A 25,570-nucleotide genomic window follows, 5' to 3' on the forward strand; every position below is an offset into this window, starting at 1 on the left:
ATTCTACTGCACAAGGCTGGGCGGACACGGCATGTTGTGGGGGCGAATTCATTCGCGATGGGTGTGGAACTGCCCCGATACGTTCAACCGGGCAGGCCGGTGACCTGCGTTCGCGAATGAATTCGCTCCTACAACAAGGATGGCGAGCCTCCCAAGCCCATCTCCCGCCACACCCGATCCGCGCTGTGGTGCAGGATGCCATGCCGCCTTGCCAGCGCCGCGCGGTCCTTGCTGTAACCGCCACCGATCAAGCCCACCACGGGGATATCCCGGCCGAGGCAATGACGGATCACCTTCTCGTCGCGCTGAGCCACACCAGCGTCAGTGAGTTGCAGATAGCCGAGGGCATCGTCCTTGTGCACGTCCACGCCCGCGTCGTAGAGCACGATGTCCGGCTGGTAGAGCGGCAGCAGATAGTTCAGCGCATCCTCCACCACCCGGAGATAGTCAGCATCTCCCATGCCCATCGGCAGGGGAATGTCCCAGTCGCTATCGGCCTTGCGGGCCGGGAAGTTCTTTTCGCAATGCAGGGAAACGGTAATGGCCTCCGGAGTATCGGCCAGCAGCCGGGCGGTGCCGTCGCCCTGGTGTACGTCGCAGTCGAAGATCAGTACTCGCTGCACCTTGCCGGCCTCCAGCAGGTAGCGGCTGATCACCGCGAGGTCGTTGAAGATGCAGAAGCCCGCCGCATGGTCGAAGTGAGCGTGATGGGTGCCTCCGGCCAGGTGACAGGCAAGGCCATGCTTCAGGGCCAGGTCGGCGGCCAGCAGCGAACCGCCCACCGCGCGCACGGTGCGTCGCGCCAGCGGTTCGCTCCAGGGCAGGCCGAGGCGACGTTGTTCCTCGCGGCCCAGGTCACCATTGAGGAACCGCTGGATGTACGACGGGCAATGGGCCAGCGCCAGCACTTCGGGCGGGCAGGTCTCCGGTCGGTGCAGGCGCTCGTCGGTGGTCAGGCCGCTTTCCAGCAGATGCTCATAGAGCAAGCGGAACTTCTCCATGGGGAAGCGGTGCTCCGCCGGGAAGGGCGGGCTGTAGTCGTCGTGGTAGACCAGCGGCAGGAACATCGATAGGCACTCGGGGTGGTACGTACGGCAGTATGATTGGGCCTTCGAGCCCACCTCAAGAGACGCGCCCGTGCATCCGATCGAACTCATCACTCCACGACTGCGCTTGCGTAGCTGGCGCGACGACGACCTGCCGGCTTTCGCCGAGCTCAACGCCGACCCGGAGGTGATGCGTCACTTCCCTGCCTGCCTGGATCGAGCAGAAAGCGATGCCCTGGCGGCGCGCATTCGTCAGCATTTCCAGCGGTACAACTTTGGCCAGTGGGTAATCGAGCATCGTGGCGACGGCGGCTTTGTGGGTGTCCTGGGGCTGCAGAACGTGAACTTCGAGGAACACTTCACCCCGGCTGTGGAGATTGGCTGGCGACTGATGCATCGCTACTGGAGGCAGGGCCTGGCCAGCGAGGCAGCGCAAGCGACGCTGGCATTCGCTTTCGAGCCCTTGCAACTGGCTGAGGTCGTGGCCTTCACCGTACCCGGCAACCTGCGTTCGCAAGCGGTGATGCAGCGCATCGGCATGCAGCACGATCCGGATGGCGACTTCGAGCACCCGCTCTTGCCCGAGGGGCACCCGTTGCGCCGTCATGTGCTCTACCGGCTGGGGCGCGCCGAGTGGGAAGCGTTGCGATGAACGACGCCGTGCGCGGCTATCACGCACTCAGCAAGCATCGACCGGATGGCTTCGCTCCCGGTCCGGGGCAGCTCGATTGGGCGACCCAGCCGGCTCCCTTCCGTCGCTACAGTGGGGCGCGCCTGGTCGAACTGTTTCACCGCCCGCTGGAAGAAACGCCGCCCTACGACGTGGTGTTCGCAGCTCCGGTCGGCGAGCCTGCACCGTTGAACCTCGACAGCATTTCCCAGCTGCTCTACGACAGCCTGGCGATTTCCGCCTGGAAGCAAGCTGGGGCCAGCAAGTGGGCGCTGCGGGTCAATCCCTCCTCGGGCAACCTGCATCCCACCGAGGCCTACTTGCTGCTGCCACCCGGCGCAGTGGAGGAGGCTGGGTTGCTTGCTCACTACGCACCGGACGTTCATGTACTGGAAGTCCGCGCCGAACTGCCGGCACCCCTGGCCACACAACTGTCAGCGGCGTTGCCTTCAGGTGGCTTCCTGCTGGGACTTTCCAGCATTCCGTGGCGCGAAGCCTGGAAGTATGGCGAGCGCGCCTACCGCTATTGCCAGCACGACCTGGGACACGCACTGGCAGCTCTGGCGATCGCCGCGTCGGCCTTGGGCTGGCAGGTGCGGGTCATGGGCGGCGTTGCCGAAGAGTCGCTTGACGGCATGCTGGGGCTGGATCGTCCCGGCTTTGTCGAACGTGAATGCTCCGATGTGCTGCTGTGGATCGGCCCGGCCCAAGCGTGCGAATTCGCCTTGGGGCAATCGCTGCAGGACGGCCTCGCCGCGCTGGAGCTGCGTGGCTCGCCCAATCGACTGTCTCGCGAGCAGCGCCATTGGCCTGAGCTGGAGCGGGTCCACGGCCTGTGCCGCGCACCGCGTCAGCCGTTGGCGGAATGGCCCAAGGTCGAGGCCCGTGCTGTTGTGGATAACCCTGGCCTGCCGCTGCGTCCGCTGCTGCACCGGCGGCGCAGCGCCCAATCCCTGGACGGCCGCAGCGGTGTCCAGGCGGAACTGCTGCTGGCCTGGCTGCACCGGCTGATGCCCGCGAACTCGCCGGTTCCCTTCGCCAGCCTCGGTGAGGTTCGGGTGGACCTGCTGCTGTTCGTGCATCGCGTACAAGGCATGGCGCCCGGTCTCTATTGGCTGGCACGCGGCGCAGTGCCCGAGGCGGAACTGGCGGCTGGCATGCGCGAAGATTTCGTCTGGGAACGGGCCGATGACGAACTGCCGCTGTACCGCCTGCTTGAAGGCGATGCCCGCGGCCTGGCAGGCTTCCTCTCCTGCGGCCAGGACATCGCCGCCGACGGATGCGTTGCACTGGCCATGCTCGCCCGCTTCGACGCCGCCCTGGAAGAGGGCGCCTGGCTGTACCCGCGGCTTTACTGGGAGTGCGGGCAGATCGGCCAGTTGCTCTACCTGGAAGCCGAGGCCGCCGGGTTATCGGGAACCGGCATCGGCTGCTACTTCGATGATTCGGTACATGAATTGCTGGAAATGGCCGACAGTCGTTGGCAAAGCCTTTACCATTTCACCATTGGCCGCGCGCAGTGGGACGAGCGCCTGACGACGTTGCCGGCCTATCCCGAACTACGAAGACCGCCTCGGCAATGACCGGGGCGGCAGCCTTGCAGAGGAGAATTCCATGACCCAGGTGCTCGACGAGCTGGTCGCGCTGCTGAGCCTCGAATCCATCGAAGAAAACCTGTTCCGTGGCGTCAGCCAGGACCTGGGTTTCCGCCAGCTGTTCGGTGGCCAGGTACTCGGCCAGTCGCTTTCTGCCGCCAGCCAGACGGTTGAGTCCGAGCGCCATGTACATTCCCTGCACGGTTACTTCCTGCGTCCGGGGGACGCCTCCCTGCCGGTGGTCTACTCGGTAGAGCGGGTGCGCGATGGTGGTAGCTTCAGCACCCGCCGCGTGACCGCCATCCAGAAGGGCCAGCAGATCTTCACCTGCAGCGCTTCCTTCCAGCAGGACGAGGGCGGCTTCGACCACCAGCTCACCATGCCCGACGTGCCAGGGCCGGAGAACCTGCCCAGCGAGCTGGAACTTGCCCGCCAGAGCACCCACCTGCTGTCCGAGCGCGTGCGCGACAAGTTCCTCTGCGCCAAGCCCATCGAGATCCGCCCGGTCACCGCGGAAAACCCCTTCAATCCGCGTCGTGGCGAGCCGGTCAAGCACGTCTGGTTCCGCGCCGATGGCAGCCTCCCGGACATTCCTGCGATCCACAAGTACATCCTCGCCTACGCGTCGGACTTCGGCCTGCTGACCACTTCCATGCTCCCCCATGGCGTGTCGGTTTGGCAGAAGTTCATGCAGGTGGCCAGCCTCGACCACGCCCTGTGGTTCCATCGCGACCTGCGCGCAGATGACTGGCTGCTCTACTCCATGGACAGCCCCTGGGCCGGCAATGCCCGTGGCTTCTCCCGTGGCAGCATCTTCAATCGCGCCGGCCAGCTGGTTGCCTCGGTGGCCCAGGAGGGTCTGACCCGCCTGCGCGAAGACTGGCGCTGATGTCTCCGGGCGGTCACCTGGCCGCCCTTATCTCTGCTCGAACTAGAACCGTACGAATTCCACAAACTATGGCTCTATAGCCAGTTAATGGCGGAAATCTCATTTTTTTGTAAGCGTTTTGCCTACCTGTAGAGGGGCACCTGCTTACTCCTTCGCTGCACATTCCGAGAATTCAGACGTTTAGACGAACTATGCAGCATGGCGGCCAAATGCCACTTATGAACCGTTTGTAGAGGTTTTTTGCTCCACATCGTTTTTGAACTACGGTCCAGACAGAGGTGCATGTAAAGACAAGGAACCGTAGGAGTCGTCCGATGAAAGTCTTGCGCTGGCTGCTTCCCTTCCTGCTGCTGCTCACTCCGATACACCAGGCCCAGGCCGCCGGGACTCTCCAGGGCAACCTGGGCATCCAGATCACCATCGGTGCCGGGTGCACGGTGAACAACAGCTCCAACAACGGCAGTACCAACAGCTTCGGCAGCATCAGCTTCGGTACCTACCCAAGCCTGGCCAATATCGTCGAAGGCCAGTCCGTGGGGGCCGGCGCCGGCAGCTCGTTCGGCATCCAGTGCGCCAACAACACCGCCTACACCGTTGCGTTGAATAGCGGCCTCGCACCCTCCGGCAATCAACGGCGGATGAGCGGCGGCGCCAGCGAGTTCATCACTTACAACCTCTACCAGGACGCCGCCCGCACCACGCCCTGGGGGAATGGCAGTAACGGTGCAAACGCCTATTCGGGCACCGGCAACGGCAACAACCAGGACATCGTGGTCTATGGCCGCGTCCCCGCGCAGACGACGCCGACGTCCGGCACTTACACCGATACCGTGCTGGTCACCGTTACCTGGTAAACCGCTTTCGCCTGCCTGCGGGCAATCAAGGAAGACCAGCCAGAAGCCAGGAACGAGCCATGGTTTGCCCCCGCTACAGCAGATTGAGCCAACTGGTGCTGATGGTCCTGTTGGCCGAGCCGGCCAGCGGCCTTGGCGCCACCAAGAGCGCCACCATCGGATTCGCCGCGGAGGTACTGTCGGCCTGCAGCGTCGGTAGCACCAACCCCGGAAACCTGGGGCAGTTCGGCACCCTGGACTTCGGCACCCATTTCTCTCTCAGTAGCGTGATCAACATGGCCGGCACTGTCGGCAACGGAGCGCTGCGGGTGAACTGCCTGAGCAGCACGCCTTACCGGGTGCTGATCAGCGCCGGTGGCAGCGGCAACGTCAGCGCCCGACGCATGACCGGGCCAGGCACCGAGCAGGTCGCCTACAACCTGTACACCGCTGCCAACTACCTGACCGTCTGGGACAACAGCGTCGGCGTGACCGGTGTCGGCAACGGCAGCGACCAGTACCTGCCCGTCTATGGCCGGGTGCCGGCCCAGGCGACACCCGCTGCCGGTGTCTACAGCGACACTGTCATCGTCACGGTGAGCTGGTGATGCGTGGCATTTTCCTGTTCGCCCTGCTGGCGCTGGCACCACCCTTGGCGGCGGATACCGGTACCAATGAACTTACCGTGCAGCAGAGCTTCCAGATCCAGGCCGTGATCAGCTCGGGTTGCCTCCTGGGGAGCGGTGCCAGCGATGCCACCAGCTTCGGCTCGTTGTCCTTCGGCCAGTTCGCCACACTGCCCGCCGACGTCAACCAGGTGACCACGCCGGGCGGCGGCTCGATCATCCTGCAATGCACGCCGGGTTTGGCGTTGACCATCGCCCTCAGCGCCGGGGCCAACACCAGCAATGTCAGCAGCGGGCGCCTGCTGGCCAAGGGCGCCGAGACCCTGCGCTACCAGTTGTACAAGGACGCCGGCTACAGCGCCGTCTGGGGTGACGGCAGTAACGGCGCCACCGCGATGAGCCTGACCTTTCCCGTAGGCGGCACCAGCCAGACCTTTCCGGTCTATGCGCGCTTGTTCAGCACGGCAGTGATGCCGTCGGCCGGGATCTACACCGACACGGTTACGGTGACCATCACCTACTAGACGGAACGAGGGGGGACAACATGGAGGTTCGACAAGCAGCGAAGCGTGGTGGCCGCGCTCTGGTCGTGTTCGGGCTGCTCGGTCTGCTGACGGGCATTCCTGAGGCGCGGGCAGCCAGTTCCATCTTGATCTGGCCGATCAATCCGGTGATCGAGGCTGATCAGAAGGCGACCGCGCTCTGGCTGGAGAATCGCGGACAGGCACCCGTGAGCATGCAGGTACGGGTGATGGCCTGGAGCCAGACCGGCTATGACGATCAACTGACCCCGCAGAAAACCGTGGTGGGCAGTCCGCCGGTGGCCAACATCGCCCCCGGCAAGCGCCAGCTGATTCGCCTGATAGGCCTGCAACCGGCGCCAGCGGGTACCGAGCAGGCCTACCGGGTGCTGGTGGACGAGATGCTTCAGCCGGACGCCGAGCCGGATGTGCGCCTGGGGGTGAAATTCCAGATGCGTTACTCGGTGCCGCTGTTCGTGTTCGGCAGTGGCGCCGGGCCGGCCAGCGCTGACAAGCCCAGGGCCGGCATCCAGCCGCTGGAACCGAGGCTGAGCTTCACTGTGCAGCGCGAGGGCGGGCAGCGCTTTCTGCTGCTGCACAACCAGGGGCCGGCCCACGCGCGATTGTCCGAGGTGAGCCTCAGCCAGGGCGGTCGTACCACCACCCTGGCCGAGGGCCTGCTCGGTTATGTACTGCCGGGCGCGCGGATGCGTTGGGAACTTCCGGCAAGTGTGGCGGACAACGGCCTTGGTCTGCAGGCGAGAATCAATGAGCGGCGCGAGCTCCAACCGATTCCTGGCCTGTGACCCCGGCCGGGGCAGGGTGGGAGCATGGCAATCCGGCGCAGGCGACAGTCCGTCAGGAGCGGCGGCGGGTGCTTGCGCGCTCCGGCGCTGGCGCTGCTGCTGGGGACCGAACTCGTGCTGGCGCAGGAGCAGTCCTATCAGCTCTACCTGCAACTTCAGGTCAACCAGATGCCGACCCAGAGGATCATCCCGGTGACCGTGCAAGGCGGCCGCTACCTGGTCGATGCGGAGGATTTGCGCAGCGTCGGCGTGCGAGTTCCGGATGGCGTCCAAGGGCCTACTGCGCTGGACGGGATTCCCGGCCTGGGCAGCCATTACAACGAAGCGCAGCAGCAACTGGAACTGACCCTGCCCAGTGACTGGCTGCCGCGCCAGCAGCTGGGGCAGACCAGCGTCTACGACATGACCCCGGCACAGAGCGACCTCGGTCTGCTGTTCAACTACGACCTCTTCTACAACCACAGCGAAGACGGCGCGCACTACCTCAGCGGCCTCCTCGAGCAGCGCGCATTTGGCGGTTTCGGCGTGCTCGACAATACCGGGGTCTACCGCCATTCCTTCGATGACTTTGCGACCGAGGACGACGGTTACCGCCGCTTCGACAGCTTCTGGCGCTACAACGACCAGCCCCGCATGACCAGCTACCAGGCCGGCGACCTGGTCACCGGCGCCCTGACCTGGAACAGCGCGGTTCGACTAGGCGGTGTGCAGGTATCGCGCAACTTCGGCCTGCGTCCGGACCTGGTCACCTACCCGTTGCCGCGCTTCAGCGGCGATGCCCAGGTGCCCACCTCGGTGGACCTGTTCATCAACAACGCGCGGGTCAGCAGCGACCAGATCAACCCCGGCCCCTTCACCCTGAGCAACGTGCCCTATATCAGTGGTGCCGGTACCGCCACCGTGATCACCACTGACGCCCTTGGCCGCCAGGTCGCCACCATCGTGCCCTTCTACGTGACCAACAGCCTGTTGCAGAAGGGGCTCTACGACTACTCGCTGTCCATCGGCCGCTTGCGCGAAGACTACGGACTGAAGAATTTCTCCTACGGCAGCCACGCCACCAGCGGCACCTTCCGCTACGGCGTCAGCAACGCCTTCACCCTGGAGAGCCACGCTGAGTTCGGCGAAAAGCTGCGCCTCGGCGGTCTGGGCGGAACCTTCGCGGTGGGGCGCTGGGGCACCCTCGGCACCTCCTGGTCGCAAAGTGAGTACGACAGTGAGCGCGGGCATCAGTACAGCCTGGGCTACAGCTACTACTCGCCGTTGTTCGGCATTGGCATGCAGCGGCTGCAGCGCACGTCCGGCTACGCCGACCTCGGGCGCGTAGGGGCACTGGAAGACGACCTTCTGGACAGCGCATTGGCACGGCGGGTCGACCAGCTCACCTTCTCCGTCAACCCACCCGCGCTGGGCAGCTTTGGCATCGGCTACTTCGCCAGTGAGAGCATGGACGGCGAGCGCACCCGACTGCTCAACCTGTCGTGGTCGCGCAGCCTCTGGGGCAACAGCAGCCTCTACCTCTCGCTCAATAGGGAAATCGGTGATTCCGGCTATTCGGCGCTGTTGCAACTCATCGTGCCGTTCGACCTCAACTCCACCTTCAGCGCCTCCCTCGAGCGGGACAATCAGGGCGACTATCGCCAGCGCGTCAACTTCGGGCGCACGCCGCCCACCGATGGCGGCGTCGGCTACAACCTGGCCTATGCCACGGGCAACGGCCAGTACCGCCAGGCCGACCTGACCTGGCGCAATCGCTACAACCAGCTCCAGGCCGGGGTCTACGAGGATGAAGGCCGCACCACCCACTGGGGCGACCTGAGTGGTTCGGTAGTGGCCATGGATGACGGACTGTTCGCCGCCAATCGCATCAATGATGCGTTCGTGCTGGTCAGCACCAGCGGTTTCTCCGACGTGCCTGTGAGCTTCGAGCATCAGCCCATCGGCCGCACCGATGGTGACGGCCACCTGTTGGTGCCCTGGGTGCCTTCGTATTACCGGGGCCAGTACGAGATCGATCCGCTGAACCTTCCGGCCAATGTGCGGGTGCCTGAAGTGGCGCGGAACATTGCCGTGCACCAGGGTAGTGGCGCCTTGCTGGAGTTCGGGATGCAGCGGGTAGCGGCGGCCAGCATCGTGCTGATCGACAGTCGCGGTGAGGTGTTGCCCCGTGGCAGCAAGGCCGAACTCATCGGCAGCGACATCAGCAGCTATGTGGGTTGGGACGGTCTGGTGTATTTCGAGGGGCTCGGCGAGTTCAACCGGTTGCGGGTGGTACGGCCGGACGGCGGGGACTGCGAGGTGGCCTTCGAACTCGAGAATGCCAACCAGGAGCTGGCGCTGGTCGGTCCGCTGACCTGTCGCTGAGAAGGAGAGGGAATGGGCCGGAAGCTGCTGCGCTGGATACTGTTGTCGATCTGCCTGTTGGGGGCGGGGCGGGCAGCCGCCACCTGTGCCGTGACGGCCGCCCCAGCAGTCAGTCTGGGCAACGTCAGCTCGCTGGCGCTGATCACCACCGCCCAGGGCAATATCGGTGGCGCCGGGCTCAAGTGCGCCAGTGTGATCGTGCTGCTGGCCAACAACTACATCCGTGTGACCCTGCAGACCACGCCGCTGGTGCTGAGCGACGGCGCCGGCCATGGCATTCCCTTCAAGGTGTTCACCCGTAACGGCGGTACCGAGCTGCAGCCCAATGTCGCCCTGGAGCTAAGCGACCTCACCATCCTCGGCCTGCTGGCCGGCGCCACAGGGCTGCCGCTGTACTTCCAGGTGCCGGCTGGCCCCAACGTCCCCGCCGGCACCTATACGGCCACAGTGAACCTGAACTGGCAGTACGCGATCTGCGAGAACGGCGTCCTCGTGCTCTGCGGCTGGCAGCGTAGCCCGGGCCTCACCCAGAACTGCCCGGCGAACATCTGCACCGCACCCACCAACTGGGGCACCGGTTCCGTGGCGTCCATCCAACTGACCCTGGTGGTCAGCAAGGCCTGCATCATCAACAGCACCCCACCTGTGAGCCTCGGCAATCATGCGCTGATCAGCCAGTTCGGCACGACGACGACGACCGTCGGCGTCACCTGCACCAACACCGAGGGCTACACCATCGGTTTCGACAGCGGGCAGAACTACCAGGCCCCCTGGCGGCGACTGGCCAGCGGAACCGACCGGATCAACTACAACCTCTACTTCCCCTCAACCAGTACGGTCTGGACCACCTCGCAGACCCAGTCCGCGACCGGTAGCGGCGCGCAACAGAACTACCAGTTCGATACCACCCTCGACCCCACGCAGCCCAACGTTCCCGCCGGCACCTACAACGACAACGTCACGCTGATCATCAACTACTGAACGTCCCGACCGGTGTACCCTTCGGCCCTGTGAAACCCGCCGTTGGAGAGACAGATGAGCCTGGCGCACTACCGCCACTGGGTGTTCGACATGGACGGCACCCTGACTATCGCCGTGCATGACTTCGCTGCCATTCGCGTGGCCCTGGACATCCCCCCGGAGGACGACATCCTCCACCACCTGGCCGCCTTGCCCGAAGACGAAGCCGCCGCCAAGCACGCCTGGTTGCTGGAGCACGAGCGGGAACTGGCGCTGAACGCCAAACCCGCTACAGGCGCCGTCGAACTGGTGCGTGAACTGCACCGGCGTGACTGCCGGCTCGGCATCCTCACCCGCAACGCTCACGAACTGGCGCTCCTCACCTTGCAGGCGATAGGGCTGGGCGATTGTTTCGCCACCGACGACATCCTCGGCCGCGGCGAGGCACCGCCCAAGCCGCACCCGGGCGGGCTGCTGCACCTGGCCGAGCGCTGGCAGGTCGAACCGCGCGAACTGGTGATGGTGGGCGACTACCGCTTCGACCTCGACAGCGGCCGCGCTGCGGGGACGAGCACCGTGCTGGTGAACCTGCCGGATAACCCATGGCCGGAACTGGCGGACTGGTTTGCGCGGGATTGTGGGGAGTTGCTGGGGATGGTGAGGGGGTAAGGGGCAGGTGATTGCGAGCAAGGAGGCTCAATGGAACTCAAGAAACTTGCCAGGGAATTGCGCTGCAACATGACGGATGCCGAGCGTCACCTTTGGTACTACCTGCGTGGACATCGGTTGTTCGGACTGAGTTCAAACGACCGATGCCAATGGGGCGCTACATAGTCGACTTCGTTTGCCTGGAGCAGCGGCTGGTGATCGAACTGGATGGTGGCCAGCATCAGGAACAGGCTGGCCGAGATGGCGAACGCGATCGCTGGCTGTCAGAGCAGGGCCATCAGGTGTTGCGATTCTGGAATCATGAAGTGCTGGGGGATACGGAAGCTGTGCTTGAGGCGATAGCACGTGCGTTCGGTAAGCTCTGACCCTCTCCCCGGCCCTCTCCCAACAGTGGGAGGGGGGCGGTCCGTGCTCGTCATGACCAGATCGCGCCGATCAGGCGCCCTCTCCCGCCTGCGGGAGAGGGCGGGGGGAGAGGGTAAGTGACAATCCGCTAAAGCCTCGCCGTCGAAAACGTATCGCACTTGCCCACTTCACCCTTCTCGAATCCCATCTTGAACCAGCGCACCCGCTGTTCCGACGTGCCGTGGGTGAAGGAGTCGGGGACCACCTGGCCGCGAGCCTGGCGTTGCAGGCGGTCGTCGCCGATGGCGTTGGCGGCATTGAGGGCTTCTTCCAGGTCGCCGGGCTCCAGCCAGTTCAGGCGTTGCTGGGCATGGAAGGCCCAGACGCCGGCCAGGCAGTCGGCCTGGAGTTCCTGGCGCACCAGCAGGCCGTTGTCGCCTTCCACCCGCTCGCCGCGTTGGCGGGCGGCGTTGACCTTGGCGGACACACCCAACAGGGTCTGCACGTGGTGGCCCACTTCATGGGCGATGACGTAGGCCTGGGCGAAGTCGCCGGCGGCCTTGAAGCGGCTGGCCATTTCCTCGAAGAAGTCCAGGTCCAGGTACACCTTGCGGTCCCCTGGACAATAGAACGGGCCAACCGCCGACGAGGCGAAGCCGCAGGCCGATTGCACGCCGCCGTTGAACAGCACGAGGGTCGGATCCTGATACTGGCGGCCGGCGGATTGGAAGATGGCGCGCCAGGTGTCTTCGGTATCGCCGAGGATGGCACGGACGAACTCGCGCTCCTCCGGTGTGCCGGTAGGGTTGGCCGACTGCTGCTGGGGATTGACCGAGGCGTTCTGCTGGGTGATCTGACCCAGGATCTGCAACGGGTCCTCACCCATCAGCAGCGCCACGACGACGACGATGGCGATCCCGCCCAGGCCCAGGCCCCTGCCTCCGCCCAGGCGCATGCCGCCGCCACCTGCGCTTCCGCCGTCTTGCACGTTGTCGCTGCGTCGCGCACGTTGCCAGCGCATGATCGCTCTCCGTTCGTATGCGAGTTAATCAGTGTTGACGCTGGCGCCAGTCACCGCCAGCCCGGTCGTCAGCCCAGATCCGCCGGAGTGGGCAGCAGACGGGCATGGGCCAGCAACTGGACCTCGCCACCCACCAATACGTTACCGGCCGCTGTGACGCAGACGTCGAGCCGGCTCGGGCGGCCAAGGAAGCGGCCCTGGGCCAGGGCGAACGGCTTGTCAGCGGGGTCCAGCCCCTGTGCTACACGCCAGGCCGCCACCGGACCAGCGGCGCTGCCGGTGGCGATGTCCTCCACCACGCCAAGCGGGTCCCAGGTGCGGCCTTCGCGGGCGTCCACGTCCATCAGGAAGGCGAATGCGGCACCAATGCCGGCCAGGGCGTCGTCCAGGGATTCGCGCTGTTTCGCGGCGGCCAACCCCGCGGAGGTCACCGGCAGCAGCAGATAGGGCAACCCGTTGCTGACCACCTGAGCGGGATAGCGGCGGTCACGCTCGCTGCTGAAAGCCGCCGCGAAGGTATCGGCGGCGGCCTCATCCAGCACCTTGCCGAACACTGCGGGCCCCTGGTCCATCTCGGCGTAGAAGCCCTTGTTCTGGCGGCGCGTGGCAATACGCACCTGCTTCTCCGGCAGGTGCAGCAACCAGCTGGCGTCGGACTTGCCGCCATGCAGGTGGTGCAACAGGGCGGCGGCGCCGAGGATCGGGTGGCCGGCGAATGGCAGTTCCTCTTCCACGGTGAACACCCGGGCGGAGAAGGCATTGGGGGCATCCAGCGGTGCGAGGAAGATGGATTCGAATTGCCGCAGTTCGCGGGTCAGCTCCTGCATCGCTGTGGCGGTGAGCTCGCTGGCATCAGGGAAAACCGCCAGGCCGTTGCCGGCCAATACACGTTCGGCGAACACATCGACTTGCCAATATTCCATTTCAGGCTCCAGAAAATGAAAACGGCCGCATCAGGCGGCCGTCGACGAGATGCTGCGCTTCAGTGTGCAGGATACTCGCTGAGTACGCTGAGCTTACCGCCCTGGGAGACACCCACCACCTGGTAGGCGTCCTGCCGGTCGCCCATTTCCATACCGGGCGAACCGACGGGCATGCCGGGCACGGCGGCGCCCAGCAGGTCGGGCCGCTCGCGCAGCTTGAGCACATCGCTGGCCGGCACATGGCCTTCGACGAACTTGCCGTCCACCACCCCGGTGTGACACGAACCGAGTTGGTAGGGCACGCCCAGGCGCATCTTCACGGAAGCCATGTTGGTTTCTTCGTGGTCGCGGACCTGGATGCCGTTATCCCGCAGGTGGCTGATCCAGGCCTTGCAGCAACCGCAGTTCGGGTCGCGGTAGACGTCCATGGCGATGGGCTCGGCGGCCTGGGCGATACCAGCGAACAGGGTGGTGAGCAGGAGAAGGGAACGCATGTGGACTCCTTGCGGCCAGGCAGGCCGGAGACAAAGAAAGGCAGGATAGCGCCGCGACTTCCCGCTCCCAAGCACAGCTCTGTATCAGACTATTCCCAAGCGCCTATGCTTTTTCCTGACCGCGTTGCGAGACCCGTCGATGCTCTTCACCCGCATCCTGTTGGGCCTGCAGGCCCTGATCCTTGCCGTCTTCGGCCTGGCCTACTTCATTCGTCCGGAGGAAATGGCCAGCCTCAGTGGCATGCTGCTGATGGACCCGTCGGCGGTCACCGACGTGCGTGCCTGGTACGGTTGCCTGCCGCTGGGCATTGCCGCGTTCCTCCTGCTGGCGCAGTTGCGCCTGCAACTGGCGCGGGCCGCGCTGGACCTGCTGGTGCTGGTCTACGTCGCCCTGGCGTTGGGGCGGGTCAGCGGACTCTGGCTCGACGGTAGCCTCGGGCAGACCTTCAACCTGTACGCGCTGCTATTCGAGGTGGTGTCCGCGGGGCTCGCCTTCGCCGCCCTGCGCAAGCTGGATGGCGCTTAGGGACCTGGCGTTGCGAGCTTGCTCGCGAACCTCCTTAACCCGATCTTTCGCGAGCAAGCTCGCTCCTACACAAGCCCCTGTGTTGCGCCTGGGATTTCGTCGCATTCGATCACCCGCTCTACCAGTGCCCGCGCATGGGCGGACAGGTCGTAGCCCACACGGCTGACGATGCCATAGCGCGTGTGGCATTCCTCCAGGTCCTCGGGCAGGTCGACCACGTCCAGTCGCACCAGTGCCGCGGCGTCCAGGTACGGGGCCAGGTTGCCCTGGCCGGCGATGCCGATGGCATTGGAGTTCAGCACTACGTTGAGCAGGGCGTAGCCATGCTCGCATTCCACATTGGGCGTGAAATCCTGGCGGCCGCTGTAGTCCACCAGCACCTTGCGGATGTTCGGCGGGCGGAAGGTCGTGGCCAGCGGGTACTGAAATACATCCGCGACGCGAACCTCCTCGTGCTCGGTCAGGGGGTGGCCGGCGCGGCAGCAGAAGTGCCAGCGCTGGGGTTTGAGCTTGTGTACCCGGTAATCAGGATCTGCCTCGAAATGGCGGGTATCGGCAACGAAAAATTCGATTTCTTCGCTGATCAGCCGGCGGTTCAGCTCCTGCCAGCTATCCACCTGGAACTTCACCCGAACGCCGGGGTAGTCGTTGACGAAACGCCCTACGGCGCGAGGGATCAATTGGGCGGCCGGTGCCGGGCCGCAGCCGAAGCGCACCAGCCCTGCGGCAAGGCCATTGAACTGGCTGATCTCGTTGACCAGATTGTGCGCGCCATGCACCAGGCGGCGAGCGTGTTCCAGTACCAGCAGACCCTGCCGGGTCGGGTCCAGGTCCTTGCTGGCGCGGTCCACCAGGCGGCAACCGACGTTGTGTTCCAGCGTCTGGATGCTGCGGCTGAAGGCAGATTGCGACAGGTTCACCGCAGCCGCGGCAGCGATGAAGCTGCGGTGCTCGGCTAGCGCGATGAAGTGGCGGAGTTGGCGAAGGTCGATATGCATTTTCTACATGGAAAGATTCGGTGAAATGCAATTGCTGCTTGGGGTCCCGATCCTTATAAAGGCAATTACTTATTTCTAAAACTAATAAATAAAACTATTTATATTCTTAAAAGATATATGTGATTTGCCGCCCGATCGCGATTCGGTTCCGACAACGGAAGTGCTCGCCAAGGCCATCGACCTTAGGAGCACTGCATGTCCCGACTTATCCAGAGTCCGACGCGAACGTCGACGCACCCCCTGAAACCCCTCGCCCTGGCGGTATTGCTCGCCGGCGGCGGCCTGGCCCTGACTGCCCAGGCCGAAGAAACCACCAGCACCCGGGCGAAAGCCGAGCAGGACACCCAGCTCGGCACCGTCACCGTCAATGCCCGCCGCCGCGAGGAAACCGCCCAGAGCGTGCCCACGCCCATCAGCGTGCTCGGTGGCGAGACCCTGGAGCACCAGCGTGTCTACCGTGTGCAGGACCTGCAGCAACTGGTGCCCAGCACCAACGTCTCCTACGTGCATGCCCGCCAGTCGAGCATTTCTATCCGAGGCCTGGGCAACAACCCGGCCAGCGATGGTCTGGAGGGCAGCGTCGGTGTCTATCTGGACAACGTCTATCTCGGCCGCCCCGGCATGGCGGTATTCGACTTGCTCGATGTGGAGCAGCTCGAGGTCCTGCGCGGCCCCCAAGGCACCCTGTTCGGCAAGAACACCACCGCCGGGGTAATCAACATCAGCACCCGCAAGCCCACTTTCACCACCGAGCGCAGCCTCCAGGCCTCGGTGGGCGAGGACGGTTACTGGCAGACCCTGGGCAGTGTTTCCGGTGGTTTGACCGAAACCCTGGCCGGCCGTCTGACCGCCTATCACACCGAAGACGATGGCTATGTGAAGAACGTCTTCAACGGTGAAGACCTCAACGGCGGCAAGCGCCAGGGCTTCCGCAGCCAGCTGCTGTTCGAACCGAGCGAAACCTTCAACTTGCGCTGGATTGGCGAGTACAACGAGGAGGATTCCAACAACGGCATCCTTACCCTCTACAGCACCGGCCCGACCGTCAACGGGGTCAACCGTTACGAACGCCTTGCCGCGCAGGCCGGCGCCACACTGGTGTCCGGCAAGGACCGCAAGGTCAACTTCGACTCCGACCAGCAGGTGACGGTGTTCCAGGGTGGCACTTCGGTGGAGGTCAACTGGACCCTGCCGAACGACTTCACCCTGACTTCGATCACTGCCTACCGCTGGTGGGATTTCACCCCGCGCAATGACGACGGTCTCAACGTCTCCGCGTCGATCAACGCCGGCGTCTCGGTGCGTGACAAGCAGTACTCCCAGGAATTCCGCCTGGCCTCGCCCACCGGCGGTGCCTTCGACTATGTACTGGGCGCCTACTACTTCAAGCAGGATCTGGATAACCACTCCTTCAACTTCTACGGCCCCCAGGCGGACATCTGGAACTCCACGCCCGCCGGCGCCCTGGCCAATGTCACCAGCGAGGGCGATGGCCACATCGACACCGACAGCTACGCGCTCTTCGCCCAAGGCACCTGGCACCTGACCGAGCGACTGGACTTCACCGCCGGTATCCGCGGTACCTACGAAGAAAAGAGCGCCTGGGTCGATCGCGACGCGCCAGACGGTGGCGCCGCCGTTACCGGTGCCGCCGCAGCCGCGCGCCAGGGCCGCGTCGGCGCCTTCGATTCCGGTGACCTCAACCAGTACAGCTTCAGTCCGTCGGGCCTGCTGTCCCTGAGCTATCAGTTCAATCCCGACGTGCTGGGCTACGCCTCGCTGTCCCACGGTGAGAAGTCCGGCGGCATCAACCTGGCGGTGGGAGCCGCACCGCGCCTGGGCACCGACTCGCTGCTGGTGGGCACCGAGCGGGTCAATAACGCCGAACTCGGCATCAAGAGCACCCTGCTTGACCACCGCCTGCTGCTCAACGCCAACCTGTTCTGGGCTGAGGTACATGGCTACCAGGCCAATGTCTACGACCAGGTCAACCGCGTGCAATTCCTCGCCAACGCCGGCTCCGTACGCTCCCGTGGCCTGGAGTTCGAGGCCACCGCGCTGCCGGTCCGTGGCCTGACCCTGAACTTCAACGGCTCCTGGAACGACGTTCGCTACACCGACTACAAGGACGCGCCGTGCCCGCCGGAAGTGAGTCTGGCCAACCCTGTCGCCACTTGCGACCTGACCGGGCACCAGGTGGTGGGAGCCTCCAAGTACATCGCCAACCTGAACGGCGAATACAAGTGGCAACTGGCCGATCGCGTCGAGCCTTATGTCACCGCGAGCTACGCCTTCCGCTCCAAGGCCGTGGGCACCATCGACGACTCCGACTTCGGCCAGATCCCCAGCTACGCCGTGGTCAACCTCTCCGGCGGCGTGCGCCTGGACCAGGGCGATGGCGTCCTCGACCTGTCCCTCTGGGTGAAGAACGCCGGTGACAAGACCTACTTCACCAGCCTGTGGAACTCCGCCAACGGTGGCTACGCCGGCGTATTGGGTACGCCTAGGACCGTGGGCGCCACCGCCCGCTACGACTTCTGAGCACAAGGAAACTGCAATGAAACTCAAGACCCTCGGCCTCGCGGCCACCCTGGTCGCCGGCCAAGCTGTCGGCGCCCCCAGCGTCTACCCCACCGGCGTGACCCTTTATGACCCGGCCAAGGCCTGGAACGGCTATGTGATCTTCAGCTCGCCGGATAAGCAGACTCGCCTGATCGACATGAATGGCAACGAGGTGCGGCACTGGAACAACGCCGGCTTTCCCGCCGCGCTGATCGACCCGAAGAACAATGGCGGCAAGCGCGGCCACCTCTTCGTGCAGCTCGAAGAGGTGAAGGAACCGAGCAAGTTGGCTTCCGCCGGCAATGGCCTGCGCAACAAGACGGTGGGTGAGCTGGACTGGAGTGGCGAGGTGGTCTGGCAGTGGGGTGACAAGGCGCCGGGTGGGGCGGCCCATCAACACCATGACCAGCGCCGGTTGGCCAACGGCAACACCCTGGTGCTGGCCAACCAGCTGCATGCGGTGAAGGGCTTTACCGTGCCGCAGGTGATCGACGACGTGATCTACGAGGTCACGCCGGCCGGCAAGGTGGCCTGGAGCTGGATGGCCTCGCGGCACCTGGATGAGTTCGGCTTCTCCGCTGAGCAGCTCAAGCTGGTACGCGCCAGCAAGAATCCTGACGTGCTGCACATCAACAACCTCAGCGTGGTCGGGCCGAACAAGTGGTTCGACGCCGGCGACAAGCGCTTCCACCCGGACAACCTGCTGATCGATTCGCGCGAAGGCAACTTCATCGCCATCATCGACAAGGCCACCGGCAAGGTCGCCTGGCACCTCGGCCCGAACCTGCCGAAGCTCAATGCCTACGCACCGGCCACGGTGCCGCGCCCGGTGGACCAGTTCTCCGGCCAGCACGACGCCCACATCATTCCCGAAGGCCTGCCCGGTGCCGGCAACCTGCTGGTGTTCGACAACCAGGGCGAGGCCGGCTACCCGCGCGTACCGTTGAGCCTGCTAGGCGGTTCGCGGGTTCTGGAGATCGACCCGGTGAAGGGCCGGATCGTCTGGCAGTACAGCGCCGCGGACAGCGGCCAGCCGGGCTGGGCCTTCTTCAGCGCCTTCATCAGCAGCGCCCGGCGCCTGCCCAACGGCAACACCCTGATCGACGAAGGCAAGTTCGGCCGGGTGTTCCAGGTCACCCCCGCAGGCGAGATCGTCTGGGAGTACGTCAGCCCGTACTTCGGCAAGGCCCCTGTGGGCAACGCGCGCAGTAACTGGATCTACCGCGCGCTACCGGTGCCCTACGACTGGGTACCCGAGGGCACGCCACGTTCCGAGCAGGCCGTCACGCCGCCCGCCATCGACCAGTTCCGCGTATCTACCAACCCCTGATTGCCATTGCTTCCTGTGGGAGCGAATTCATTCGCGAATCGCCCCGCAGGATCTCATTGAAGGACACACAAGATGAACGCCAAAACCGAAACCCCTGCCATCCCCGAAGGCGCCTGCATCACCGCCAAGGTCCCCGAGCGTGGCACCGCGCTTCTCGGCGACGTGGTGGTCAACCCCTACAAGCTGGCGCCGCTGACCGCCATCATCCGCGACGGTGGCCAGGCCATCAGCGCGGCCCATGTGCGCGTGCTGGGTCATGGCGAGCGTGGCGTAGACATCGCCTATGAGGTCTCCGAGCGCTCGCTGTGGACCTATGGCGGAATCCCGGTCTTTGGCCTCTACCCGGACCACGTCAACCAGGTGGAAGTGACCTACAAGCTGGATGGCGAACGCATCCGCGAGCGCTATCAGGTATACGCGCCGGCCGTGCGCCTACCGGTGGTGGCCAACCAGACCGCCGCACTGCCGCTGGTGGAACCGATCAAGGTGGCGCCCGGCTTCGAACACCGCCTGTACCTGTTCAACCACCTGCTGGGGGAGATTCCCGGCGGACGTGCCTTCAAGTGGAATGCCCTGGGCGGTGCCGCCGAGTGGGACCAGGTGGGCAACAACTGGATCGCCGACAGTAACGGCGACGTGCGCTGGTACCTGGACATCGAGCAGATCCACGATTCCGGTCGCAGGGAAGGTCTGGGCGGCACCATGGGCTTCCAGCAGACCCGCGACGGCAAACTGATCTGGGGGCAGGGCCAGACCTATTCCAAGTACGACCTGCTTGGGCGTCGCGTGTGGCAACGCGCTCTACCGGACAAGTTCGCCGACTTCTCCCACGAAATCCGTGAGACCCCCAACGGCACCTACCTGCTGCGCGTCGGCACCAGCGACTACCGCCGTCCGGACAACAAGCGCGTGCGCTCCATCCGCGACCACATCATCGAAGTCAACGAAGCCGGCGACGTGCTGGACTTCTGGGACCTTAACCAGATCCTCGATCCCTATCGTGGCGAGCTGCTGGAAACCCTGGGCAAGGCCGCGATCCAGCTCCCCGAAGGCGTTCAGAAGCAGGAGAGTACTGCCGCGAACGAACTGCTAGAAGGCGACCTGCCTTTTGGCGATACCCCCGGTGTCGGCACTGGCCGCAACTGGGCTCACGTCAACGCCATCGACTACGACGCCAGCGATGACAGCATCATCATTTCCGCCCGCCATCAGGGCGTGGTGAAGATCGGTCGCAACAAGGAGGTGAAATGGATTCTCGCCTCGCCCCAGGGCTGGCCGGAGCGCCTCAAGGCCAAGGTGCTGACCCCGGTGAACGCCAAGGGTGAAGCGCTCGCAGAGGAGGGCGGGCTCTACGCCGAAGGCTTCGACTGGTCCTGGACCCAGCACACGGCCTGGCTCACCGGCAAAGGCACGCTGAGCGTGTTCGACAACGGCTGGGGGCGCAACTTTTCGCCAACGAAGCTTGCCGGCAACTACAGTCGCGCGGTGGAGTACCGCATCGACGAGGCGAAGGGCACTGTCGAGCAGCTCTGGGAGTACGGCAAGGAACGCGGGGACGAGTGGTACAGCCCGGTGACCTCGGTAGTCGAATACCGCGCTGACAAGGACACCCAGTTTATCTACTCGGCCTCGGTCGGCTTCCTGACCCCGGAGAAACTCACCACCACCGTGCTCAACGAAGTGAAGTACGGCACCCAGGATGTTCAGGTGGAACTCAAGGTCAGCAGCCGCCAGCCGGGCAGTGTGGGCTACCGGGCGCTGGTGATCGATCTGGCGCGTGCCTTCTCGTAGGTAAGCACTCTTGTTGGTTGGTGTAGAGCGCCGCGAAGCCCAACGATTCCGGGAACACCAAGTTGCGCTCTGCTGCCCTTACCCCCGCCCCTCTCCCTCTGGGAGAGGGGCGGGGGTAAGGGGGTGAGGGTGGGCAGGAAACTCAGCGCCGCTCCAGCAACACGCCCGATTCCATGTGGTGGGTGTAGGGGAACTGGTCGAACAGCGCGCAACGCACCACCTTGTGGGTGTCGCTGAGCTGCTGGATGTTCGCGGCCAGGGTTTCCGGATTGCAGGAAATGTAGAGGATGCGGTCGAAGCGGCGGGTCAGTTCGCAAGTGTCCGGGTCCATGCCGGCACGGGGCGGATCGACGAAGACGTTGCCGAACTCATAGCCCTTGAGGTCGATGCCGGCCAGACGGCGGAATGGACGGACCTCGTTCAATGCTTCGGTCAATTCCTCGGCGGACAGGCGTACCAGGGTGACGTTATCCACAGCGTTATCGGCCAGATTGGCCAGGGCTGCGTTCACCGAGGTCTTGCTGATCTCGGTGGCCAGAACCTTGCGCACGCGAGTGGCCAGCGGGAGCGTGAAGTTGCCGTTGCCGCAGTACAGCTCCAGCAGGTCGTCCTGGCGCTCGCCCAGCACATCGAAAGCCCAGCCGAGCATCTTCTGGTTCACCTCGCCGTTCGGCTGGGTGAAGGCACCCTCCGGTTGGCGATAGCGGAATGCCCGGCCGGCGACGGTCAGTTCTTCCTCGACATAGTCGCGGCCGATGACGATGCGCTTGCCCTTGGAGCGGCCCACCAGGCTTACGCCCAAATCGGCCGCGAACTTCTCGGCCTCGGCTTGCCAGGCCTCGTCCAGCGGACGGTGGTAGCAGAGGGTAATCAGCGCATCGCCGGCCAGGGTGGTGAGGAACTCAACCTGGAACAGCTTGAACGACAGCACCTGGCTCGCCTGCCAGCCCGCCTTGAGGCGCGGCATCAGCTCATTGATGCGGCGGCTGGCGATAGGGAAGTCCTCGATCAGTATCGGGGTGAACTTGTCGCCGGCCTCGAACATCGCGTAATGGCGGGTTTCGTTGCCGGTTTCGCGCCAAAGGCGGAACTCGGCGCGCAGGCGGTAGTGTTCGCGGGGGGATTCGAAGACTTCCGGCTCCGGCGCGTCGAAGGGCGCCAGCAGCGCCTTCAGGCGCTGTGTCTTCTCGGTGAGTTGGGCGGCGTAGGCCGCCGGATCGAACTGGGGACGACTCATCAGTGGAAGAAACCCATCTTGATAACGAAGAGCACGGCGAGGATCACCAGCGCTGGGCTGAGTTCCTTGTAGCGGCCGGCCAGGGTCTTGATCGCGGCCCAGGCAATGAAGCCGAAGGCGATGCCGTCGGCAATGGAATAGGTGAACGGCATCGCCAGGGTGGTGATCAGTACCGGCGCGGCGGTGGTCAGGTCGTCCCAGTCGATTTCAGCCAGGCCCGAGGCCATCAGCACGGCAACGAAGAACAGAGCCGGGGCGGTGGCGAAGGCCGGCACGCTGCCCGCCAACGGCGAGAGGAACAGTGCCAGCAGGAAGAGTACCGCCACCGTCAGGGCGGTGAGACCGGTACGACCGCCGGCACTGACGCCTGCAGCGGATTCGATGTAGCTGGTGGTGGTGGAGGTACCCAGCAGGGAACCGCCCATGGCTGCGGTGGAGTCGGCGATCAGCGCGCGGCCCATCTTCGGCATGTAGCCATCGGCCCGCATCAGGCCGGCTTTCTTGGCCACGGCGATGAGGGTACCGGAGTTGTCGAACAGATCGACGAAGAGGAAGGCGAAGATCACGCTCACCAGACCGATTTCCAGCGCGCCCTTGATGTCCAGCTGGAGGAAGGTAGGCGCCAGCGACGGCGGCATGGAGAAGATGCCACCGAACTGGGACACGCCAAGGGCGATACCGGCGATGGTCACCACGAGGATGCCGATCAGCACGGCGCCGGTCACCTTGCGGGCTTCCAGGGCAACGATCAGGAAGAAGCCGAGCACGGCGAGGATCGGCTCGGGCTTGGTCAGGTCACCCAGGGTCAGCATGGTCACCGGATGGGCCGCGACGATGCCGGCCTTTTGCAGGGCGATCAGCGCCAGGAACAGGCCGATCCCCGCAGCGATGGCCGAGCGCAGTTCCAGCGGAATGCTGTTGATGATCCATTCACGGATTCGGAAGATCGACAGCAGGAAGAACATGCACGCCGAAATGAACACCGCGCCCAGGGCTACCTGCCAGGTGTGGCCCATGTGCAGGACCACGGTGTAGGTGAAGAAAGCGTTCAGCCCCATGCCGGGAGCCAGGGCAATCGGATAGTTGGCGATCAGTCCCATGACCGTCGAGCCGATGGCTGCTGCCAGGCAAGTGGCGACGAACACCGCGCCCTTGTCCATGCCGGTCTCGCCGAGGATGGCCGGGTTGACGAAGAGGATGTAGGCCATCGTCAGGAAGGTCGTCAGACCGGCCAGGATCTCGGTGCGCACGTTGGTGTCGTGCGCCTTGAGTTGGAACAGCTTTTCCAGCATGTGTGGGCTCCCCGTGACGCACTGCGTCGTTGTCATTCAGCTGGCGAAAAGCAAAGCACAAATGCACGGCACACGCGGGCGCCATGGACTTTTCTCTGCCAGTCTGAAAAAAGGCGCGCATCATACCAGCTCACCCGTGAGCGGTGAATTTATGACCGGACGGACAGCTTCGGTTTCCAGGAACAGGAGATTGCCATGCATACCCAACCCCAACTCCAGGCCCTGATCGCCGTCGCCGAAGGCGTAGAAGACCTGGAGACCGTGACTCTCATCGACGTGCTGCGGCGCGCCGAAATCAAGACGGTGGTGGCCAGCATCGAAACCCGCCGCATGATCACGCTGGCCCGTGGCACGCGTCTGACCGCCGATACCATGCTCCTCGACGTACTGGCTCAGGATTACGACCTGATCGTGCTGCCCGGTGGTATGCCGGGCGCGCAGCGTCTTGGCGAACACGAACCATTGGGCGAGAAGGTCCGCGAGCAGGCGAAGGCCGGCCGCTTCTTCGCCGCCATCTGTGCTTCTCCTGCGATGGCCCTGCAGACCTTCGGCGTCCTGCGCCAGCGGCGCATGACCTGTTACCCGAGCTTCAGCGACCGCCTTTCCGGCTGCACCTTCGTCGACCAGCCGGTGGTGGTGGACGGCAATTGCATCACCGCACAAGGCCCCGGTAGCGCCCTGGCCTTCGCCCTGACGTTGGTGGAGCAGCTATGCGGCAAGGCCAAGCGCAATGAAATTGCCAAGGCGATGCTGGTGTCCTGACGGCGGGCTAGTTGGCACTTTTCCTGTGGGAGCGAATTCATTCGCGATGGCGGACCGATGGGTATCGCTTCGCTCAACCCGTCCTACGAGGGCCGATCGCCTTGTAGGGTGGGTGGCGCTCTTCCATCCACCATCGTCGCCATGTAGGCCTCCGAGTGGCGGATCTGTAGGGGCGAATTCATTCGCCAAGGGCAGCGCAGCTGCCCCGTAGGTTGGTGCAGAGCGCAGCGAAGCCCAACGATGGTCTTCTGCCCGTGACCTCGAAGAGCAGACCTTCGGCCTGCTTGGCGATTGAAATCGCCCCTACAAGGATTCAGGCCCAGGTTGGGCGCTCGTAGCTCGGAGTCACCGGCTGCTCATATGGCGCAGCCTACATGGGGGGCAGAGGCGGCTGCCCTCCTTCGTGACATTGGTGATCACGAACAGGTGCAGGGCGCCGTGTTTGCCCGGGTCCCGCCCGGCGCGGGTCTGGTCCTGGGCCGCCTGTTTGATCGCCTCGGCCAGTGGCGGCCAGCGGAAGTACTGGTTCTCGATGTAGATGAACTGGGTGGCGTTGTTGATGGCCTTCAGGTAGCCGGCCTGGATGTCGCGCACGGCCTCCGTTTCTTGCGCCTGGGTGCGCAGGAGCTGGGCCATCAGCGTGTTGCCGTGCTCCGGGCGCGGTTGTAACTGCTTGGCCAGTTCATTGGCATTGCGCGCATGCAGCAGGTCCTCACCGGTTTCCTTGGCCCAGGCGGTGGCGAAGTTGTGGTGCAGGTCCCTGAGGATCCGGCCGGTGATCTGGCAGGAAATGTCCTGGCGCGGCAAGGCGCCGCGAGGGCCGCGATTGGGGGCGTGGGTCTTCGCGTCGGGCCGTTTGGGATCCGGCCGCCAGAGGGCCGAGTGGTGGTCGGTGTCCCAGTACTCGTCGAGCATGTTGTGGCCCATGACGAAACCGATGGCCCGCTCCGGCAATTCGAAGTCGACAAGCACGGACTTCTGGTGGTGCGTGACCGAGCCCGCCATAGCGCCGATGGCGCGTTTGGCAAGATCCGGGTCAAGGCGTTTCAGTTTCAACTGGTGAGCGATTTCCGCGCGTTCGGAGAGGCTGAAACCACGACTGACGAACAGCGGGATACCGGCGTTCGCCAGGCTACCGGCTTTACTGGCGGCAACCGCGTACTCGGCAAACCACTGGCGGTCATAGGCGTACTGTTCATCGCTGGAGGTCTGTCCGGCCCGGTCGGCGATACCGCCTTTGCCGGGCAGGTTGGCTTCACCGAGGGCCCCAGTTGCGTTGAACGCCATTTCCCACCCCAGGAGGCGCACCT

General features: G+C 64.5%; 23 protein-coding genes and 1 pseudogene. 16 read left to right on the top strand and 8 right to left on the bottom strand.

The annotated features are described in order from the left end of the window. Positions 1 to 128: 128 nt before the first annotated feature. Positions 129 to 1,067 carry a histone deacetylase family protein gene (locus SA496_RS01845; protein WP_330114959.1) on the bottom strand — a complete coding sequence of 313 codons (939 nt, stop codon included), beginning with the start codon at positions 1,065 to 1,067 and terminating at the stop codon, positions 129 to 131. 70 nt (positions 1,068 to 1,137) lie between these two features. Here SA496_RS01845 and SA496_RS01850 point away from each other — a divergent pair, with 70 nt between their 5' ends. The 11 genes and pseudogenes from SA496_RS01850 (at position 1,138) to SA496_RS01900 (ending at position 11,344) form a co-directional block, all read left to right on the top strand. Then, complete coding sequence (locus SA496_RS01850; RefSeq protein ID WP_120653064.1) at positions 1,138 to 1,698, top strand: GNAT family N-acetyltransferase; 561 nt, start codon at positions 1,138 to 1,140, stop codon at positions 1,696 to 1,698. Beyond that, complete coding sequence (locus SA496_RS01855) at positions 1,695 to 3,299, top strand: nitroreductase family protein (RefSeq protein ID WP_330114960.1); 1,605 nt, start codon at positions 1,695 to 1,697, stop codon at positions 3,297 to 3,299. The genes SA496_RS01850 and SA496_RS01855 overlap by 4 nt, the downstream gene beginning before the upstream one ends. 31 nt (positions 3,300 to 3,330) lie before the next feature. After that, positions 3,331 to 4,200 carry an acyl-CoA thioesterase II gene (gene tesB / locus SA496_RS01860; RefSeq protein ID WP_120653062.1) on the top strand — a complete coding sequence of 290 codons (870 nt, stop codon included), beginning with the start codon at positions 3,331 to 3,333 and terminating at the stop codon, positions 4,198 to 4,200. Between the two features lie 314 nt (positions 4,201 to 4,514). Continuing rightward, positions 4,515 to 5,054 carry a Csu type fimbrial protein gene (locus tag SA496_RS01865; RefSeq protein WP_120653061.1) on the top strand — a complete coding sequence of 180 codons (540 nt, stop codon included), beginning with the start codon at positions 4,515 to 4,517 and terminating at the stop codon, positions 5,052 to 5,054. Between the two features lie 59 nt (positions 5,055 to 5,113). After that, entirely contained in the window at positions 5,114 to 5,641 is a 528-nt protein-coding gene (locus SA496_RS01870; protein ID WP_256660866.1) for a Csu type fimbrial protein, read from the top strand. Then, positions 5,641 to 6,183 (top strand): Csu type fimbrial protein, encoded by a 543-nt coding sequence (locus SA496_RS01875; RefSeq protein WP_330114961.1) that lies wholly within the window; start codon positions 5,641 to 5,643, stop codon positions 6,181 to 6,183. Before SA496_RS01870 ends, SA496_RS01875 begins: the two co-directional genes overlap by 1 nt. A 20-nt stretch (positions 6,184 to 6,203) precedes the next feature. Next, positions 6,204 to 6,986, top strand: a complete 783-nt coding sequence (locus SA496_RS01880; protein WP_330114962.1) for a fimbrial biogenesis chaperone — start codon at positions 6,204 to 6,206, stop codon at positions 6,984 to 6,986. Positions 6,987 to 7,058: 72 nt separating this feature from the next. Beyond that, entirely contained in the window at positions 7,059 to 9,350 is a 2,292-nt protein-coding gene (locus SA496_RS01885; protein WP_330114963.1) for a fimbria/pilus outer membrane usher protein, read from the top strand. Between the two features lie 12 nt (positions 9,351 to 9,362). Beyond that, the gene (locus SA496_RS01890; protein ID WP_120653057.1) at positions 9,363 to 10,331 is read left to right on the top strand and encodes a Csu type fimbrial protein; all 969 of its coding nucleotides are present in this window, start codon (positions 9,363 to 9,365) and stop codon (positions 10,329 to 10,331) included. 54 nt (positions 10,332 to 10,385) lie between these two features. Next, positions 10,386 to 10,979 (top strand): HAD family hydrolase, encoded by a 594-nt coding sequence (locus tag SA496_RS01895; RefSeq protein ID WP_120653056.1) that lies wholly within the window; start codon positions 10,386 to 10,388, stop codon positions 10,977 to 10,979. 69 nt (positions 10,980 to 11,048) lie between these two features. After that, positions 11,049 to 11,344: pseudogene (locus SA496_RS01900) on the top strand (endonuclease domain-containing protein). Positions 11,345 to 11,472: 128 nt separating this feature from the next. Here SA496_RS01900 and ypfJ read toward each other — a convergent pair. The 3 genes from ypfJ to SA496_RS01915 all read right to left on the bottom strand — a co-directional run bounded on the left by ypfJ (position 11,473) and on the right by SA496_RS01915 (position 13,762). After that, the gene (ypfJ, locus tag SA496_RS01905; protein WP_120653055.1) at positions 11,473 to 12,345 is read right to left on the bottom strand and encodes a KPN_02809 family neutral zinc metallopeptidase; all 873 of its coding nucleotides are present in this window, start codon (positions 12,343 to 12,345) and stop codon (positions 11,473 to 11,475) included. A 68-nt stretch (positions 12,346 to 12,413) separates the two neighbouring features. Beyond that, on the bottom strand, positions 12,414 to 13,268 hold the full coding sequence (locus SA496_RS01910) for a PhzF family phenazine biosynthesis protein (protein ID WP_330114964.1): 855 nt from the start codon (positions 13,266 to 13,268) through the stop codon (positions 12,414 to 12,416). A 59-nt stretch (positions 13,269 to 13,327) separates the two neighbouring features. Beyond that, positions 13,328 to 13,762 carry a DUF411 domain-containing protein gene (locus tag SA496_RS01915; protein ID WP_120653053.1) on the bottom strand — a complete coding sequence of 145 codons (435 nt, stop codon included), beginning with the start codon at positions 13,760 to 13,762 and terminating at the stop codon, positions 13,328 to 13,330. Positions 13,763 to 13,901: 139 nt separating this feature from the next. On the opposite strand from SA496_RS01915, the gene SA496_RS01920 reads away from it, so the two are divergent. Next, positions 13,902 to 14,288, top strand: a complete 387-nt coding sequence (locus SA496_RS01920) for a DUF4345 domain-containing protein (protein WP_120653052.1) — start codon at positions 13,902 to 13,904, stop codon at positions 14,286 to 14,288. Positions 14,289 to 14,353: 65 nt separating this feature from the next. Here the strand turns inward: SA496_RS01920 and SA496_RS01925 are convergent, their stop codons facing one another. Next, entirely contained in the window at positions 14,354 to 15,286 is a 933-nt protein-coding gene (locus tag SA496_RS01925) for a LysR family transcriptional regulator (RefSeq protein WP_120653051.1), read from the bottom strand. Between the two features lie 195 nt (positions 15,287 to 15,481). Here SA496_RS01925 and SA496_RS01930 point away from each other — a divergent pair, with 195 nt between their 5' ends. The 3 genes from SA496_RS01930 (at position 15,482) to SA496_RS01940 (ending at position 20,969) form a co-directional block, all read left to right on the top strand. Then, entirely contained in the window at positions 15,482 to 17,827 is a 2,346-nt protein-coding gene (locus SA496_RS01930; RefSeq protein ID WP_330114965.1) for a TonB-dependent receptor, read from the top strand. Between the two features lie 16 nt (positions 17,828 to 17,843). Beyond that, a complete protein-coding gene (locus tag SA496_RS01935) occupies positions 17,844 to 19,178 on the top strand; it encodes an aryl-sulfate sulfotransferase (protein WP_330114966.1) in 1,335 nt (444 codons plus the stop codon). Between the two features lie 72 nt (positions 19,179 to 19,250). Beyond that, positions 19,251 to 20,969, top strand: a complete 1,719-nt coding sequence (locus SA496_RS01940) for an aryl-sulfate sulfotransferase (RefSeq protein WP_330114967.1) — start codon at positions 19,251 to 19,253, stop codon at positions 20,967 to 20,969. A 142-nt stretch (positions 20,970 to 21,111) separates the two neighbouring features. Here the strand turns inward: SA496_RS01940 and trmA are convergent, their stop codons facing one another. Then, positions 21,112 to 22,206 carry a tRNA (uridine(54)-C5)-methyltransferase TrmA gene (gene trmA, locus SA496_RS01945; protein ID WP_330114968.1) on the bottom strand — a complete coding sequence of 365 codons (1,095 nt, stop codon included), beginning with the start codon at positions 22,204 to 22,206 and terminating at the stop codon, positions 21,112 to 21,114. Further along, positions 22,206 to 23,498, bottom strand: coding sequence for an NCS2 family permease (locus tag SA496_RS01950; protein WP_120653046.1), 1,293 nt, complete (start codon positions 23,496 to 23,498; stop codon positions 22,206 to 22,208). Before SA496_RS01950 ends, trmA begins: the two co-directional genes overlap by 1 nt. Positions 23,499 to 23,693: 195 nt before the next feature. Between SA496_RS01950 and SA496_RS01955 the strand changes: the two genes are divergently transcribed. Then, positions 23,694 to 24,260, top strand: coding sequence for a DJ-1 family glyoxalase III (locus SA496_RS01955; RefSeq protein WP_330114969.1), 567 nt, complete (start codon positions 23,694 to 23,696; stop codon positions 24,258 to 24,260). A gap of 345 nt (positions 24,261 to 24,605) precedes the next feature. On the opposite strand, the gene SA496_RS01960 is transcribed toward SA496_RS01955, so the two are convergent. Next, positions 24,606 to 25,547, bottom strand: a complete 942-nt coding sequence (locus SA496_RS01960; RefSeq protein ID WP_330114970.1) for a hypothetical protein — start codon at positions 25,545 to 25,547, stop codon at positions 24,606 to 24,608. Between the last annotated feature and the right edge of the window lie 23 nt (positions 25,548 to 25,570).

This window comes from Pseudomonas sp. JS3066 (assembly GCF_036328175.1).
GTDB lineage: Bacteria > Pseudomonadota > Gammaproteobacteria > Pseudomonadales > Pseudomonadaceae > Metapseudomonas.

Excerpts from the sequence above, each read along its gene's own strand:
- SA496_RS01935 (WP_330114966.1), top strand. The coding sequence starts at position 17,844 with ATGAAACTCAAGACCCTCGGCCTCGCGGCCACCCTGGTCGCCGGCCAA.
- SA496_RS01880 (WP_330114962.1), top strand. The coding sequence starts at position 6,204 with ATGGAGGTTCGACAAGCAGCGAAGCGTGGTGGCCGCGCTCTGGTCGTG.
- SA496_RS01865 (WP_120653061.1), top strand. The coding sequence starts at position 4,515 with ATGAAAGTCTTGCGCTGGCTGCTTCCCTTCCTGCTGCTGCTCACTCCG.
- SA496_RS01890 (WP_120653057.1), top strand. The coding sequence starts at position 9,363 with ATGGGCCGGAAGCTGCTGCGCTGGATACTGTTGTCGATCTGCCTGTTG.
- SA496_RS01955 (WP_330114969.1), top strand. The coding sequence starts at position 23,694 with ATGCATACCCAACCCCAACTCCAGGCCCTGATCGCCGTCGCCGAAGGC.
- SA496_RS01855 (WP_330114960.1), top strand. The coding sequence starts at position 1,695 with ATGAACGACGCCGTGCGCGGCTATCACGCACTCAGCAAGCATCGACCG.
- SA496_RS01910 (WP_330114964.1), bottom strand. The coding sequence starts at position 13,268 with ATGGAATATTGGCAAGTCGATGTGTTCGCCGAACGTGTATTGGCCGGC.
- trmA (WP_330114968.1), bottom strand. The coding sequence starts at position 22,206 with ATGAGTCGTCCCCAGTTCGATCCGGCGGCCTACGCCGCCCAACTCACC.
- ypfJ (WP_120653055.1), bottom strand. The coding sequence starts at position 12,345 with ATGCGCTGGCAACGTGCGCGACGCAGCGACAACGTGCAAGACGGCGGA.
- SA496_RS01915 (WP_120653053.1), bottom strand. The coding sequence starts at position 13,762 with ATGCGTTCCCTTCTCCTGCTCACCACCCTGTTCGCTGGTATCGCCCAG.
- SA496_RS01950 (WP_120653046.1), bottom strand. The coding sequence starts at position 23,498 with ATGCTGGAAAAGCTGTTCCAACTCAAGGCGCACGACACCAACGTGCGC.
- tesB (WP_120653062.1), top strand. The coding sequence starts at position 3,331 with ATGACCCAGGTGCTCGACGAGCTGGTCGCGCTGCTGAGCCTCGAATCC.
- SA496_RS01960 (WP_330114970.1), bottom strand. The coding sequence starts at position 25,547 with ATGGCGTTCAACGCAACTGGGGCCCTCGGTGAAGCCAACCTGCCCGGC.
- SA496_RS01940 (WP_330114967.1), top strand. The coding sequence starts at position 19,251 with ATGAACGCCAAAACCGAAACCCCTGCCATCCCCGAAGGCGCCTGCATC.
- SA496_RS01870 (WP_256660866.1), top strand. The coding sequence starts at position 5,114 with ATGGTTTGCCCCCGCTACAGCAGATTGAGCCAACTGGTGCTGATGGTC.
- SA496_RS01845 (WP_330114959.1), bottom strand. The coding sequence starts at position 1,067 with ATGTTCCTGCCGCTGGTCTACCACGACGACTACAGCCCGCCCTTCCCG.
- SA496_RS01875 (WP_330114961.1), top strand. The coding sequence starts at position 5,641 with ATGCGTGGCATTTTCCTGTTCGCCCTGCTGGCGCTGGCACCACCCTTG.
- SA496_RS01920 (WP_120653052.1), top strand. The coding sequence starts at position 13,902 with ATGCTCTTCACCCGCATCCTGTTGGGCCTGCAGGCCCTGATCCTTGCC.
- SA496_RS01930 (WP_330114965.1), top strand. The coding sequence starts at position 15,482 with ATGTCCCGACTTATCCAGAGTCCGACGCGAACGTCGACGCACCCCCTG.
- SA496_RS01925 (WP_120653051.1), bottom strand. The coding sequence starts at position 15,286 with ATGCATATCGACCTTCGCCAACTCCGCCACTTCATCGCGCTAGCCGAG.
- SA496_RS01895 (WP_120653056.1), top strand. The coding sequence starts at position 10,386 with ATGAGCCTGGCGCACTACCGCCACTGGGTGTTCGACATGGACGGCACC.